General features: G+C 58.2%; 16 protein-coding genes. 8 read left to right on the top strand and 8 right to left on the bottom strand.

Features of this window, described 5'->3' with window-relative positions; genetic code table 11:
• Window positions 1–189: 189 nt before the first annotated feature.
• Window positions 190–1,122, bottom strand: coding sequence for a LysR substrate-binding domain-containing protein (locus AB4P92_RS27710; RefSeq protein WP_395598492.1), 933 nt, complete (start codon window positions 1,120–1,122; stop codon window positions 190–192).
• A gap of 186 nt (window positions 1,123–1,308) precedes the next feature.
• Here AB4P92_RS27710 and AB4P92_RS27705 point away from each other — a divergent pair, with 186 nt between their 5' ends.
• Entirely contained in the window at window positions 1,309–2,487 is a 1,179-nt protein-coding gene (locus AB4P92_RS27705) for a hypothetical protein (protein WP_395598491.1), read from the top strand.
• Window positions 2,488–2,623: 136 nt separating this feature from the next.
• Here the strand turns inward: AB4P92_RS27705 and AB4P92_RS27700 are convergent, their stop codons facing one another.
• Window positions 2,624–2,959, bottom strand: coding sequence for a hypothetical protein (locus AB4P92_RS27700; RefSeq protein ID WP_042559559.1), 336 nt, complete (start codon window positions 2,957–2,959; stop codon window positions 2,624–2,626).
• Between the two features lie 186 nt (window positions 2,960–3,145).
• Here AB4P92_RS27700 and AB4P92_RS27695 point away from each other — a divergent pair, with 186 nt between their 5' ends.
• Together AB4P92_RS27695 and AB4P92_RS27690 are read left to right on the top strand one after the other, a co-directional pair.
• Window positions 3,146–3,385, top strand: coding sequence for a hypothetical protein (locus AB4P92_RS27695; RefSeq protein ID WP_007910805.1), 240 nt, complete (start codon window positions 3,146–3,148; stop codon window positions 3,383–3,385).
• Window positions 3,386–3,640: 255 nt separating this feature from the next.
• Complete coding sequence (locus AB4P92_RS27690; protein ID WP_200616633.1) at window positions 3,641–4,003, top strand: NUDIX hydrolase; 363 nt, start codon at window positions 3,641–3,643, stop codon at window positions 4,001–4,003.
• A gap of 3 nt (window positions 4,004–4,006) precedes the next feature.
• Here AB4P92_RS27690 and AB4P92_RS27685 read toward each other — a convergent pair whose 3' ends face one another.
• Together AB4P92_RS27685 and AB4P92_RS27680 are read right to left on the bottom strand one after the other, a co-directional pair.
• Window positions 4,007–4,249 (bottom strand): DUF1652 domain-containing protein, encoded by a 243-nt coding sequence (locus AB4P92_RS27685; protein WP_042559561.1) that lies wholly within the window; start codon window positions 4,247–4,249, stop codon window positions 4,007–4,009.
• A gap of 110 nt (window positions 4,250–4,359) precedes the next feature.
• Entirely contained in the window at window positions 4,360–5,259 is a 900-nt protein-coding gene (locus tag AB4P92_RS27680) for a polysaccharide deacetylase family protein (RefSeq protein WP_395598490.1), read from the bottom strand.
• A 239-nt stretch (window positions 5,260–5,498) separates the two neighbouring features.
• Here AB4P92_RS27680 and AB4P92_RS27675 point away from each other — a divergent pair, with 239 nt between their 5' ends.
• Entirely contained in the window at window positions 5,499–6,179 is a 681-nt protein-coding gene (locus AB4P92_RS27675; RefSeq protein WP_395598489.1) for an SOS response-associated peptidase, read from the top strand.
• Window positions 6,180–6,509: 330 nt separating this feature from the next.
• Window positions 6,510–6,782 carry a hypothetical protein gene (locus AB4P92_RS27670; RefSeq protein ID WP_395598488.1) on the top strand — a complete coding sequence of 91 codons (273 nt, stop codon included), beginning with the start codon at window positions 6,510–6,512 and terminating at the stop codon, window positions 6,780–6,782.
• Between the two features lie 43 nt (window positions 6,783–6,825).
• Here the strand turns inward: AB4P92_RS27670 and AB4P92_RS27665 are convergent, their stop codons facing one another.
• The gene (locus AB4P92_RS27665) at window positions 6,826–6,999 is read right to left on the bottom strand and encodes a hypothetical protein (RefSeq protein WP_155401132.1); all 174 of its coding nucleotides are present in this window, start codon (window positions 6,997–6,999) and stop codon (window positions 6,826–6,828) included.
• Window positions 7,000–7,161: 162 nt separating this feature from the next.
• Between AB4P92_RS27665 and AB4P92_RS27660 the strand changes: the two genes are divergently transcribed.
• Complete coding sequence (locus AB4P92_RS27660) at window positions 7,162–7,548, top strand: DUF2784 domain-containing protein (RefSeq protein ID WP_395598487.1); 387 nt, start codon at window positions 7,162–7,164, stop codon at window positions 7,546–7,548.
• Here the strand turns inward: AB4P92_RS27660 and AB4P92_RS27655 are convergent.
• Window positions 7,545–8,072 (bottom strand): DUF3087 family protein, encoded by a 528-nt coding sequence (locus AB4P92_RS27655; RefSeq protein WP_395598486.1) that lies wholly within the window; start codon window positions 8,070–8,072, stop codon window positions 7,545–7,547. The two genes, AB4P92_RS27660 and AB4P92_RS27655, sit on opposite strands and share 4 nt — an antisense overlap.
• A gap of 226 nt (window positions 8,073–8,298) precedes the next feature.
• Between AB4P92_RS27655 and ppnN the strand changes: the two genes are divergently transcribed.
• Window positions 8,299–9,672: a nucleotide 5'-monophosphate nucleosidase PpnN gene (gene ppnN / locus AB4P92_RS27650; protein WP_042559566.1), complete on the top strand. Its 1,374-nt coding sequence runs from the start codon at window positions 8,299–8,301 to the stop codon at window positions 9,670–9,672.
• A 210-nt stretch (window positions 9,673–9,882) separates the two neighbouring features.
• On the opposite strand, the gene AB4P92_RS27645 is transcribed toward ppnN, so the two are convergent.
• Both AB4P92_RS27645 and AB4P92_RS27640 read right to left on the bottom strand, forming a co-directional pair.
• Window positions 9,883–11,277, bottom strand: a complete 1,395-nt coding sequence (locus AB4P92_RS27645) for an FAD/NAD(P)-binding protein (RefSeq protein WP_395598485.1) — start codon at window positions 11,275–11,277, stop codon at window positions 9,883–9,885.
• Window positions 11,278–11,841, bottom strand: coding sequence for a helix-turn-helix domain-containing protein (locus AB4P92_RS27640; RefSeq protein ID WP_042559568.1), 564 nt, complete (start codon window positions 11,839–11,841; stop codon window positions 11,278–11,280). It abuts the gene before it with no gap.
• A gap of 85 nt (window positions 11,842–11,926) precedes the next feature.
• Here AB4P92_RS27640 and AB4P92_RS27635 point away from each other — a divergent pair, with 85 nt between their 5' ends.
• On the top strand, window positions 11,927–12,865 hold the full coding sequence (locus tag AB4P92_RS27635) for a DMT family transporter (RefSeq protein ID WP_042559569.1): 939 nt from the start codon (window positions 11,927–11,929) through the stop codon (window positions 12,863–12,865).
• The last annotated feature ends 149 nt before the right edge of the window (window positions 12,866–13,014 follow it).

Raw genomic sequence — 13,014 nt, 5'->3', positions numbered from 1 at the left:
GATGGCGGGTTGAACAAACGATTTATCGGGCGTTTAAACATGCGAAAAATGCAGGTTACTCCTGGCTCCACCGCAAACTCCTGTGGGAGCAAGCCTGCTCGCGAAGATGTGTGTGTCATTCACAGATGATGGCGGCTGATCCAACGCTTTCGCGAGCAGGCTCGCTCCCACAAGGGGATTTGGGGTGTCTCAGGAAGCAGCCGTCGAAGGCTCCAATTGGCGTTGCGCCAGCCAGATTTCTTCTTGCAGCCACTGACTGAACACCTGCAACTGCGGCATTTCCGTCTGCTCCGGCCGGGTCACCAGCCAATAGGATTGATGCCCTTCGACATGCACATTCAGCACTTGGGTCAGCTGCCCGCTGGCCAGCTCCGTCGCGACCATGTGCCAGTCGGCAATGGTGATCCCCAGCCCATCGGTCGCGGCCTGAATCGCCAGGTCCAGCAGGTCGAACTCATAACCGCCCTGGGTATCCACACCAGTGATCCGTGCCGCATCGAGCCAGTGTTTCCAGGTCAGGTAGCGCTGATCTTCCTTGGCCAACACATGCAGTAACGTAAGGCGATTGAGGTCGATGCCCTGCTCGCCACCCTCGCGGGCATACAGCGACGGCGCGCACACCGCGATGTGCCGCTCCTGGATCAACAGCGAACTGTCGAGACCATCCCACTCCCCATCACCAAAACGGATGGCGCAATCGAGGGTACTCGTTTCCGCGAGACTGTCCTGCAAGCGCGTCGTAATGCTCAATTCCAGTTCCGGGTGCCGCTCGCGCAGACGCCCCAGGCGCGGCATCAACCAGCGACTGGTGAAGGTCGGCGGCGCGTTGATGTGCAGGCGATTGGAATGGGTTTTCTGTTGGATGCTGCGCACCGTCAGCTCGATCTTGTCGAACGACTGATGCAGCGCCCGCAACAGAATCTTGCCGGCGCCCGTCAGCACCAAATGATGATGGCGGCGCTCGAGCAGGCTTTCGCCAAGCTGTTCCTCCAGTTGCCGCACCTGGCGGCTGACCGCACTTTGCGTGACATTGAGCAACTCGGCGGCGCGGGTGAAGCTGCCGGTGCTGCCGGCGACTTCGAACGCTTTGAGCGCGTTCAGGCCAGGCATTTTGCGTTTCATATCAAAGCACTCGAAAACCGCTGACAAGGCGCAGAGCATCCCATGAGTGTGTGGGACTGTCCTACAGGATTTTTCGAGTAACTTGCATTCGACGCAGGTTTCTCCAGCGTTTTTATCGTTTGTTCAACAATCGGCAGATGGCAAAACTGCGCGGCATCTCTAATAAAAACAATCGAGAGCCGCTCCATGCTCATCCCCTCTTCGTTTCGCCTGCGCACGACTTCCATCGCTCTGTTCTGCAGCTTTGCCGCCCCGGCAATGGCGGTGCAGGTCACCGACAATCTTGATCTGGGCGGTGCCATCCGCGCGCGCTGGGATGTCGACCCGGATCGCGACATTCAGAAGTTCGGGCTCGACACGGTATTCCTCAGCGCAAAATACAATTCGGACAGCTGGATCGGTGAGGCTCAGTACCGTTTCTATGGCCGCTCCTACCCTTACCAGTACACGAAAAACTATGGCGACATCCAATTCGCCAAGTTCGCGTGGCTGGGCTACAAATTCAACCCCGACCAACAGGTGCAAGTGGGCCTGAACAGCGTACCGTTCGGTTTGCAGCCGTACTTCGGCAGCACGTTCTACGAGACGCTGGGCAACGTTATCGGCCTGGAAGATGTGCAACAGGTCGGCGCCAAGTACATCCAGCAAACCGGCGCATGGAACATTCAGGCCGGGTACTACGTGCGCCCCGCCTGGCAAGGCAAAGGCACCAGCAACGGAGTGAGCTACTCAAGCGTTGTATCCGAGGCCGACGACTATGTGACCGACGGCAGCGACAACCGGGAGCGCAACACCATCGTGCTGCGCGTGGCCAAGGCGCTGGACCTCGGCCCGTGGAAGTCCGAGGTCGGCGTCTCCGGCCTGACGTCGAGCATTCAGAACAGGGACACCGACAACGACGGCCGACGCAATGCCGTTGCCGTGCATTACCTGGGCAAGAACGGTCCATGGGGCGTGCAGTTGCAGGCCGCGCGGCAGCAGATGTCACCGCGCAATCCGGGCACAGATGAACTGGTAAGCCTTGGTGGTTACGACGGCACTTTCAACGTCGCCAGTCGCGGCAATCTGTACGTGGCAGACCTGAGTTATGACGTGGGCGGCAAATACCTGTTCGACCAAGTCAGCGGCATCAAGCTCTACGCCAACTACAGTGCCTTCGACAAATCCGCCAGCGGCTTCAAGACGTCGGAACGGATGATCCTCGGCAGCTCGTTTTCGATGAGTAAATTGTGGGTGGCGGCTGAATGGCTGATCGGCAAGAACGATCCATACATCGGTGGCAGCAGCTACACCCAGAGTTTGGGTGCAGGGGGCCTGGATCATTGGGAAAACCAGATGTATGTGAACATCGGGTATTACTTCTGACCCCCAGTATTCCTGGGCCAGTCAGTACGCCATAGCGACAACCGACATTTCAGACTGATCGCCCTGCGCTGGTATCGACAGCCAAAAAAAAGCAGAAACCGGAATCCGGTTTCTGCTTTTTTGCACCCGACAATTGCTACAGGCAATCACGCACAGACTGGCGTAGCGACCCGGACTTGGCCCACGGCGGGCCTTGGTACAAGGAAACGCTGCTGCCGTCCTTGTATTTGACGATTTCGAGAATCTCGTCAGCCGTGATGATGCTCGGCGCAGTGATGCGGTAACCGTTGGAGATCGATGTCTGCGAGGTTTTCGCAACATCCTTCTGCCACAACGGCAATACGCACGCGGCATAGTCTTTGGGCGCCTTGCTAGTGGTCTTTCTGACATTGGGCTCACCCGGCACCAACGATGTCGGCAACGAGCACCCTGCCAACATGACCAACGCCAGACTCCCGATCCATATCCGCATGATGTTTCCTTTTGCAAAAAAAGTGAATGTACCGCCTAACAGACAACACATCCATCGTGGCATCGCGCCCGCTGTGGAGATTGGACAATTTTTTACACCCCCATTCAGCGGTATCACAGAAAAACCACCCACGACGGGTGAAAAATGCGACTACTCTTTTTTACCGAGAATGTTCCGGAGGTGATCATGCGTCTCAACGAATACGAACACGAACTGCAACGCGACTTGCAAAGCGTCGCGTCGGATCTGCGCTGGTCGGCAGTCGATCTGAAACGCATCGCCGAGCAGCTGCGCAAATCTGGTAACGAGGCTGACGCGCAGTCAGTACTGAGATCCTGTGAGGTCTTGCAAAGCGATGAAGAGCGGCTGCAATTGTACGCCAGGGAAGTGAAGGCACGGGCAATCAGTCGCACCAAAGTCCACTGACACACACTTATTACCGCTGCAAACTAAAGCCCTGGCGTTAGCCGGGGCTGCTTTTGTAAAACCCGTTATCTCGCCTCGTAACCCTGAACACGCGTTTAGGGTTTTCAGTATCCGCTCGTACCGCGCAAGCCTGTTTCAGCATTTGGCACTTCTCTCAATACTCGACGCTCCAACGTCAAAGGAACCTTTAACCAAAGGTCCGGCTCCAATATTGCAGTTTTATTTCTTTTTTGTGACAGCGGTAACAGGCAACCGATGAAAGTACGTGCAACCGTCATCTGCGAACAGAATCGACATATCCTACTGGTGCGCAAGCCCCGCTGCCGCTGGAGTTTGCCGGGCGGCAAAGTCGAACCTGGAGAAACCCGGACGGGCGCTGCCGTGCGCGAATTGCAGGAAGAAACCGGGCTGAATGCCGATGAAGTGCTCTACCTGATGGAACTGCAATACGGCGGAACCCGACATCATGTCTATGAGGCTTCGGTGCTAAACATAGAAGAGTTGCGCCCGCAGAACGAAATCACTGATTGCATCTGGTTTCCGTTAGGCGCGGTACAGAATCTGGATACCAGCGAAGCAACGCTTCGCATCGTCCGGGCATTTCAACGGCGTTTATAAACATCAACCGGCGAAGGCCCTGCGGCCGGCACTCATTTCTGTACGCAATTCGCCAATAAAGTTGGAAATGTCGCGGATCGTGACGAGATGTTCCGGGGAAACGCCGTTGAGCAGCAACTCGACGCGTCCGCTGCCGGGCTCATAGACTTTGATTTGAAGCAGCCCCTGAGGCGTTGAAATGCACTCGCATTTAAACGTGGGAAAGCCGGATTCGACAATGCGACAGATGTCGGCAATGGCAAGCATGGCGGGGCGCCTCGCAGGCGTTGAATCGATCGATCCGTAGAGCATAGATGGGCAATGACTGCCCCGCCCCCCGAAAAACGTCAACCCGATCACACTTTTCATGCGTCCCGTCAGTGAGAATCGTGATCCCAGATCCAGTTCCACATGCCCGGCAACTGCACCGACTCGGAACTTTGCCGAACCGTACGCGCCAGCGCAGCCTTCTCCAATTCAGCGTGATCGTCATAAAAAGGCTTTTGCGCCAATCTCACGCCGGTGGCTGCGGCGCTATCGAGCAGGATTTGCAGGTATTCGCGCATATGCCGCGCGGTATAGCGGTTGAGATCATGAAAGGTCACAACCACAGGAATCACACCGTCCACTGTCGGAAACTCTCCCAGGGCGATGCGCTCACGCACTTGCGATAGCTGCTGCAACATGTTCGCCCGTCGGCGCGGGCTGGCGTTGAAGCCCCAGATCTTGCCGTCATTGGCACTCAGATCCGTGAGCAACACCTGCAAGCCATGCTGTTGATAGGCGGCGAACGTGCGTTTGTCGTAATTCCAGAATGGCGGTCGCAGCAACTTCGGTGGCGCTCCGGTGAGGGCGGCAATGTCAGCGGAGCCGTTGGTCAGCGATTCTTTGAGTTCCTGCGGGGTGAGCGAGCGATGGTTGGTGTGCCAATGGGTTGCTGTATGAAAACCGAGGACATGCCCCTCTTCGAACTCGCGCCGCATGATGTCGCGACCGATTTCGCTGTTGCCAGCCCGGGGGGCACGCGTCTGGACGAAAAATACCGCTTTGATGCCCGCCTGCACCGGGTTGTCTTTCAGGCTGTCGAGCACCGTCGCTGATGGATTCCAGAAACTCGAGGCGCTGGGGCCGTCATCGAACGTCAGCAGAAAACGCACCGGCGCTTGAGCCTTCAGCCGGGATTCGGTTTGCGCGGTCAGTTCAATGGGCGCGGCAATGCAGCCGGCCAGCACCAGGGTGATGACCGCTGCACAAAAAAGTTTGAATCCGGATGTCATGTTTTGCCTTCAGTCCGACCACTGCGTTCATGTACCGATTGGCAAAACTCCCTCGCCCTTATCCACCCCTGCGCTCGGCTTCGCCGGCCGAGGTTGGATAAGGTACACAGGGTTTGGTTCCAGTGCTCGCTCTGTGCGCCAGTGACTGCTGAAACGAGGCGACACGTTCATCGGTCACCCCGCCAAGGAGTGAAGCAAAGAGCCAACTAAGCTGATATTTCCTACAGGAGATTCAGCCGATGTGCGGAAGACTCTCGCAATACCGGGGCATTCAAGATTTCGTCGCAGTGCTGAGCATTCCCGATGCGTTGATCAATCATGTCGGCGAAGCACCGCTGGCTCGATACAACGCAGCGCCGACCACCGCGCTGGCCGTCCTGCATCAACACGAACAACGTGTGTATGCAGACAATCTGCGCTGGGGCTGGCGTCCGCACTGGGCAAAGGACCGCGCCGCACCGATCAATGCACGGGTGGAGAAAGTCGCGCACGGGCCGTTTTTCCGCGCGATCTGGCGTCACCGCTTGATCGTGCCGGTCGATAACTGGTTCGAATGGGTCGATGCCGAGGACAAAACCCGACAACCGTGGCTGATTCGTCGTGTGGATCAAGGGCCAGTTTTCTGCGCCGCCATTGGGCAATTTCCGACACCGGGTGCCGATGCTCGTGACGACGATGGCTTCGTCATCATCACTGCCGACAGTATGGGCGGCATGCTCGATATCCACGACCGTCGACCGGTGGTGCTCAACGCCGAACTGGCGCGCGAATGGCTCGACCCGGCGACCCCGGTGGAACGAGCCGAGCAGATGCTGTTGTTCGAGGGTGAAGACGCAACGGCGTTTGAGTGGCACAAGGTCGTCAAAGCCGTCGGAAACTCACGCAATCAAGGCCCCGAGTTGATCGCTGAAGTGGCCTGAAAATCTGCCAGCGCTACACGTTCTCTTATGTAGGAACTGCCGAAGGCTGCGATCTTTTGATCTTGAAAACCACAAGCAAAGATCGCAGCCTTCGGCAGCTCCAGGGTGACGCGTAGCGTTTACAAACAGTGTTTCAATCTTGAGACAAGCGTATATAAAACAGTCGTTTGAGCGAACTAACCGCCTGTCTGACATTTCAATCGTCATACATACATTTACATTCGCTACGGATAGCATGCGCGCCGCATTTCCAATTGGTATACCAGTTGACTGCAAAGTCAACAAGCCAGAATTCCCCCATAACGTCTACAAGCCTTGCAGAGAAATAAGTTGCGCGACGATTTTGCAATCAAACAGGTCGGAGGCCTGGAGTGTATTCATCTGTCCACGACAGAACGCCTTCAACTCGACTGTTTTATCGGCCATTACATCAAGACACGAAACCTGAGTTCAGTCCCTGACATCGAACGTACCCTGCGCATCACTCTGGATGAGTATCCCGGCCAGGCGCCGGTGATGGTCAACGAGCTCAATGCCTGGATCGACCGAACTCTGGGTTACCGGGCGGCACACCCCGATTTCTCGCAGCTGGAAGACCTTTGAAACGCCAAAGCCCCGTTGATTCGGGGCTTTGGCAATTCATCATTCAAGGTTTTAGCGGGCGCTCCTGATCGCGATCCGACAGCTCTCGGCTGTCGTCATGTTTCCAGGTCTGCTCCTCTCTCCTCTTCTGTTGCTCGACCTCTTCTTCTGATGGCTCATCCTCATCATCCAGATGCGTTTTCTCAGTTGCCATATCCGCCTCGCTTTCAGAAGTCATTCATCGTCGATAAAGCGTAGAACAGTTTTCACCGCGCAACTTGTAACCACTCGACGCTGACAGCAAACGCCATGTCCGGTTAACAATTGCGCTAAATCGCGCCGTCCGTGAGCCGCGGCTGGCGTAACATGGCACCCATCACAAATGCGTCAGGGAGACGACATGCTGTACCGAATCGCAGCCGACGGGCTGGTGCTGTTTCATTTGCTGTTCATTCTATTCGTGCTGTTCGGCGGACTGCTGGTGCTCAAGTGGCCGCGACTGATGTGGCTGCACTTGCCGGCCGCCGCGTGGGGCTTCGCGGTCGAGGTGTTGCACCTGACCTGCCCCCTGACCTACTGGGAAAACCTGATGCGCCACGCCGCCGGGCAAACCGAGTACGCCGGCGGTTTCATCGAACATTACATCTGGCCGATCATCTACCCGGCCGGGCTTACACCGCAGATTCAACTGGTGCTAGGCAGCGTGGTGCTGATGATCAACCTGCTGGTTTACGGGCGATTGATCCACTCGTGGAAACTGCGCCGAGCCAGCCGTATTTCGATTTAACGCGACGCAGGCTTCAAGGCCTCCAGCCACGCCGGATCAAGGCGTGGCTGGTCGACATCGAGACCCAGCGCTTGCATCCGCTCTTTGTGCTGTTCGACTTCACGATGCAACTGCGCATGATCGCTGGAGTTACCATCCAGTTCATGCATCTGCGTCAGCCCCTGATGATAGAAGCGCAACACTTTCATCGCGATCAGGTCGTTCTTTTCCACTGCCGCCGTCACCTGATGCATCACATTGGTCACGCTCATCAAATTGCGCTTGAGCCGCCAGCTATACACCGCCGGCGCCATCCAGCTCTGATTCCAGAAGCGCCCGCGCAGCAATGCCGCCGTCAGCAGAAATGCCAGAAAAACCCCGCCGACATTAAACCGCAGGTTATCGCCGCCCGGTTCTCCGAACAGCTGCACCGCCACCGTTGAAAACAGCATCGCCAGCACCAGGAACAGCACGGCGATGATCAGCGTGCTGCGGCGAGTCTGCTGGCGAAAAGTGGCGGCGTCCATCGGCTGAATCTCGAACATCACTAATGACTTCCTTGAGCAAGAAAAAGAGGCACAACTGAAAAACGGGCCCGCGCATTATCGCCTCTGCGATGGATTTAGCTATGCTGGGGCCCCTTTTCATCTTTTCATCGTCCAACGGGGACATGGCGGTATAGCGCAGATCGTGCCATCTTCATTCATGGATACACACTATTCGGATGCCATTCGCCTGGTTCTGGGATGACATCGTTTTAAGGATCATTGCATGACCCAACGACACGTAATCAATGCTTCGGTCAGCCCCAAAGGCAGCCTGGAAACCCTTTCTCAACGTGAAGTGCAGCAACTGAGCGAAGCCGGATCCGGCAGCACCTACACCCTGTTCCGCCAGTGCGCCCTGGCCATCCTCAACACCGGCGCTCATGTCGATAACGCCAAGACCATTCTTGAAGCCTACAAGGACTTCGAAATCCGCATTCACCAGCAGGATCGCGGTGTGCGCCTTGAGCTGCTGAACGCTCCGGCCGATGCCTTCGTCGACGGCGAAATGATCGCCAGCACCCGGGAAATGCTGTTCAGCGCCCTGCGAGACATCGTCTACACCGAAAACGAACTCGACAGCCAACGCATCGATCTCAGCACCTCGCAAGGCATCAGCGACTACGTCTTCCACCTGCTGCGCAATGCCCGCACCCTGCGCCCGGGTGTCGAGCCGAAAATCGTCGTGTGCTGGGGCGGTCACTCGATCAATACCGAAGAATACAAATACACCAAGAAAGTCGGCCACGAACTGGGCCTGCGCAGCCTCGACATCTGCACCGGCTGCGGCCCCGGCGTGATGAAGGGCCCGATGAAAGGCGCGACCATCGCCCACGCCAAACAGCGTATTCACGGCGGTCGCTACCTCGGTCTGACCGAGCCGGGCATCATCGCTGCCGAAGCGCCAAACCCGATCGTCAATGAGCTGGTGATCCTGCCGGACATCGAGAAACGTCTGGAAGCGTTCGTGCGTGTCGGCCACGGCATCATCATCTTCCCGGGCGGTGCCGGTACGGCGGAAGAGTTCCTCTACCTGCTGGGCATCCTCATGCATCCGGACAACGAGGGCCTGCCGTTCCCGGTCATCCTGACCGGGCCGAAACATGCTGCACCGTATCTGGAGCAGCTCGACGCGTTCGTCATCGCGACCCTCGGTGAAGCGGCCAAGCAGCACTACGAAATCATCATCGACGACCCGACTGAAGTCGCGCGCCAGATGACCCAGGGCCTTAAAGCCGTGAAGCAGTTCCGCCGCGAGCGTAACGACGCGTTCCACTTCAACTGGCTGCTGAAGATTGACGAGGGCTTCCAGCGTCCGTTCGATCCGACCCACGAAAACATGGCCAACCTGAAACTGCACCGCGACCAGCCACCGCATGAACTCGCGGCCAACCTGCGCCGGGCGTTCTCAGGGATCGTGGCCGGTAACGTCAAGGACAAGGGCATTCGTCTGATCGAGGAACACGGCCCGTACCAGATCCGTGGTGACGCCGCGATCATGCAACCGCTCGACGCACTGCTCAAAGCCTTCGTCGCCCAGCACCGGATGAAACTGCCGGGCGGCGCGGCGTATGTGCCGTGCTATCGAGTGGTGGCGTAAGGTTCGGCCACAAGACACCCTTGTAGGAGCTGCGGCACGCTGCGATCTTTTGATCTTGTTTTTAAAGGTCAAAATCAAAAGATCGCAGCGTGCCGCAGCTCCTACAGGAATTTGTGTCAGGCAAAGATCTTGTGCTCAACGCAAAACCCTGTGGGAGCTGGCTTGCCAGCGATGACGGCCGAACGTTCACCCTCAACCCCGCAGCCTCTCTCAATCCGTCAACCGCGCCGCCAACGCCTTCGCCTGCAACGCCACATCCGTCACCGCCGTACTCTCCCACCACATCCCGCGCAACGGCGGGCCCATTGCGAACAAGCGACTCGCTGCTTGCCCGTGTTCGTCCACAACAGCTCCGTCAGGCGCTGCCGTAATCCCTAACGCCAAAGGCCCAGGCTGCACCAGACCCCGCGCCAACAATTGCTGTGGCAACGGTCGCGCCACACGACGCCAGTCATATTCGATACCGCTGGAGTTGATCAGCGCTGCGCCATGTACCACGCAGGTTTGCGCTTCACCCCGCGGACGGATGCGAATACTCACACCACCCTCCGCGCAAGGCTCAAGCCCTTTGAACGAAGCTGCGTGAATGCGCAACCGCCCTTCGCTATGCAGACGCTCGACCAACTGCGCACTCAACGGTGGCGAACGATGGTGATGGCTTTCCCACCAAGGCCGCACATGACGTACGAATTGTCGACGCTGCACGTCAGTCGCCTGGCTCCAAAGTCGGCCGATGTGTGCACGCACCGTGTCCAGTGGCGCTTGCCAATCGATGCCTTGTGCGATGGCGTCGCGGCAATGCCGTCGCAACTCGCGCAGTAACTGTCGGGGGGAACGAATGCCGTGGTCTTCAGCAAGAAAATCTACCCAGCCCGGCGGTTGTCGACGAACATGGGGCAGCAAGCCATGACGGGAAAACACCTCGATCGGCCCACGATGCCCAGCCTGCTCCAGCGATACCACGGCATCGACCATGGTCAGGCCGGAACCGATGATCAGCACGCTCGATTGCGCATCGAGCTGACGCATGGCCGCTACATTCCACGGGTCCAGAGCGGCGGCGTTGAGACCACTGGATTGCGTCTGCGGTGTGCGCGCGGCCGGGAACATGCCGGTGGCGAGTACTGCGTACGCGCCGTGCAATTGTTGGCCATTGTCCAGGGTGAGCTGCACTGAATCCGTATCGATTTGCAGATCGACGGCTTCTGCGCGGATGTGCTCGACGGTCGAACCCTGCTGCGCGCCGTCCTCTCGTGCTTCGGCTAAACGCTGCTGCACGTAAACACCGAACATTCCGCGCGGCGGGAACAGTTCACTGACCGGCACCTGTTGCTCGGCAGACTCGGGCCAGCCGCCCGTAGCGATGTGCTCGGCCAGCCATTGCGTCAGGTCATCCGGGTTCTCCGGATCGACGCTCATCCGCGCCGCGTTGCCATTGAGCGTGTGGCCCAACTCCACCGCACTATAGGCCTCACCACGGCCGAGTTCCGCGCGCGGCTCAATGACCAGAATCCGGCGCTGGCCTGGCCGACGCAACAACTGCACCGCCAGCATCGTGCCGCTGAGGCCACCGCCGATGATCAGAATGTCTGCGTGCTGGTTCATTCAAATCACCACATTACGCACAAACCGCGCCGCCACCGGCCCGTCATTGCGATAGGCATGCGGCTGATTACTGGCAAACATGAAGAACTCCCCCGTGCCGATCTGCTGCGCATGATCGCCAAGCATCAACGTCAGGCAACCCTCAAATACATAAATCTGTTCACTCCAGCCATCGGCGTCCGGTTGCGACGGATAGACCTCGCCCGGTTGCAGGCACCATTCCCATTGCTCGACTTCGCGGGTAGCGGTGGCTTTGGACAGCAACACGGCTTTGCTGCCGGGGATGCTCCCGGCCCACGCCACTTCGTTGATGCGGCTCGGATCGCGCGCGTCGGGGGCCTGGATCAAATCGCTGAAGGCAACATCGAGTGCTTCGGCGACGCGATCGAGGGTGGTCAGGCTGACGTTCTTTTCGCCCGCCTCGATCGCCACCAGCATCCTCCGACTCACTCCGGACTTTTCCGCCAGCGCGGTCTGGCTCATGTCGGCAGCGTGCCGCAAGCGCCGGACGTTCTGGCTGACGTGTTGCAGGACGGAGGCGCGTTGGCTGGAATCTTTGTGCACTATATTGCTCACTCGGTGGGGTTGGGCAGTATACTGCGCAACATTTGGCGCATTGTGCGTCGCTCTTTCTCCCGCGCGCAAGGACATGACGTCAGTGAATCGCTCCGATACCTCCCCTCGTTTCTCCCGCTTCAGCAAGGCCGAGTGCGTGCTGGTGGTGATCACCATGATCTGGGGCGGCACCTTTTTGCTGGTGCAGCATGCGATGACCGTCAGCGGCCCGATGTTCTTCGTCGGCCTGCGCTTTGCCGCCGCAGCGGCCATCGTCGCGCTTTTTTCGTGGCGGCACCTGCGTGAGCTGACCTTGTTTGAACTCAAGGCCGGCGCCTTCATTGGCGTAGCAATCATGCTCGGTTACGGCCTGCAGACGGTCGGGTTGCAGACAATTCCAAGCAGTCAGTCGGCGTTCATTACTGCGTTGTACGTCCCGTTCGTGCCGTTGCTGCAATGGCTGGTGCTGGGGCGGCGACCGGGTTTGATGCCGAGCATTGGCATCATGCTGGCGTTTACCGGATTGATGCTGTTGTCGGGGCCGTCCGGAGCCTCGCTGAATTTCAGCCCCGGTGAAATCGCCACACTGATCAGCGCCGTAGCCATTGCTGCTGAAATCATTTTGATCAGCACCTACGCCGGCCAGGTGGATGTGCGCCGGGTGACCGTGGTGCAACTGGCAACGACCTCGGTGTTGTCATTTTTGATGGTGGTGCCGACTGGCGAAGCGCTTCCGGATTTTTCCTGGCTGCTGCTCGCAACGGCTTTGGGCCTGGGCGCGGCGAGTGCGGCTATTCAGGTCGCGATGAACTGGGCGCAGAAGAGTGTTTCGCCGACGCGAGCGACGCTGATCTACGCCGGTGAGCCGGTATGGGCAGGGATTGTCGGGCGGCTTGCTGGCGAGCGCTTGCCGGCGATTGCTCTGTTGGGCGCCGGGTTGATTGTGGCGGCGGTGATCGTCAGTGAGTTGAAGACCAAGGGTAAGCATTCGGAGGAAGTGCTGGAGGATTTTGACCGCGAGACTGAGCGCTGAGGATCTTGAAGATCAAAAGATCGCAGCCTTCGCCAGCCCCTACATTGGAATGCGTTTTCCTGTAGGAGCTGCCGCAGGCTGCGATCTTTTTTCGCCCATGAAACAAGGCCAAACACAAATATCCAGACTACTTTGTAGGATTCTGAGAC

Source organism: Pseudomonas sp. A0308 (assembly GCF_044218815.1).
GTDB lineage: Bacteria > Pseudomonadota > Gammaproteobacteria > Pseudomonadales > Pseudomonadaceae > Aquipseudomonas > Aquipseudomonas iridis.
This window is presented reverse-complemented; position numbering and strand designations above follow the sequence as displayed.

What these genes read in the sequence shown, in the direction of transcription:
- AB4P92_RS27645 (WP_395598485.1), bottom strand. Translation starts at nt 11,277, where the DNA reads ATGAACCAGCACGCAGACATTCTGATCATCGGCGGTGGCCTCAGCGGC.
- AB4P92_RS27655 (WP_395598486.1), bottom strand. Translation starts at nt 8,072, where the DNA reads ATGTTCGAGATTCAGCCGATGGACGCCGCCACTTTTCGCCAGCAGACT.
- AB4P92_RS27665 (WP_155401132.1), bottom strand. Translation starts at nt 6,999, where the DNA reads ATGACTTCTGAAAGCGAGGCGGATATGGCAACTGAGAAAACGCATCTG.
- AB4P92_RS27695 (WP_007910805.1), top strand. Translation starts at nt 3,146, where the DNA reads ATGCGTCTCAACGAATACGAACACGAACTGCAACGCGACTTGCAAAGC.
- AB4P92_RS27705 (WP_395598491.1), top strand. Translation starts at nt 1,309, where the DNA reads ATGCTCATCCCCTCTTCGTTTCGCCTGCGCACGACTTCCATCGCTCTG.
- AB4P92_RS27700 (WP_042559559.1), bottom strand. Translation starts at nt 2,959, where the DNA reads ATGCGGATATGGATCGGGAGTCTGGCGTTGGTCATGTTGGCAGGGTGC.
- AB4P92_RS27660 (WP_395598487.1), top strand. Translation starts at nt 7,162, where the DNA reads ATGCTGTACCGAATCGCAGCCGACGGGCTGGTGCTGTTTCATTTGCTG.
- AB4P92_RS27710 (WP_395598492.1), bottom strand. Translation starts at nt 1,122, where the DNA reads ATGAAACGCAAAATGCCTGGCCTGAACGCGCTCAAAGCGTTCGAAGTC.
- ppnN (WP_042559566.1), top strand. Translation starts at nt 8,299, where the DNA reads ATGACCCAACGACACGTAATCAATGCTTCGGTCAGCCCCAAAGGCAGC.
- AB4P92_RS27635 (WP_042559569.1), top strand. Translation starts at nt 11,927, where the DNA reads ATGACGTCAGTGAATCGCTCCGATACCTCCCCTCGTTTCTCCCGCTTC.
- AB4P92_RS27680 (WP_395598490.1), bottom strand. Translation starts at nt 5,259, where the DNA reads ATGACATCCGGATTCAAACTTTTTTGTGCAGCGGTCATCACCCTGGTG.
- AB4P92_RS27690 (WP_200616633.1), top strand. Translation starts at nt 3,641, where the DNA reads ATGAAAGTACGTGCAACCGTCATCTGCGAACAGAATCGACATATCCTA.
- AB4P92_RS27685 (WP_042559561.1), bottom strand. Translation starts at nt 4,249, where the DNA reads ATGCTTGCCATTGCCGACATCTGTCGCATTGTCGAATCCGGCTTTCCC.
- AB4P92_RS27675 (WP_395598489.1), top strand. Translation starts at nt 5,499, where the DNA reads ATGTGCGGAAGACTCTCGCAATACCGGGGCATTCAAGATTTCGTCGCA.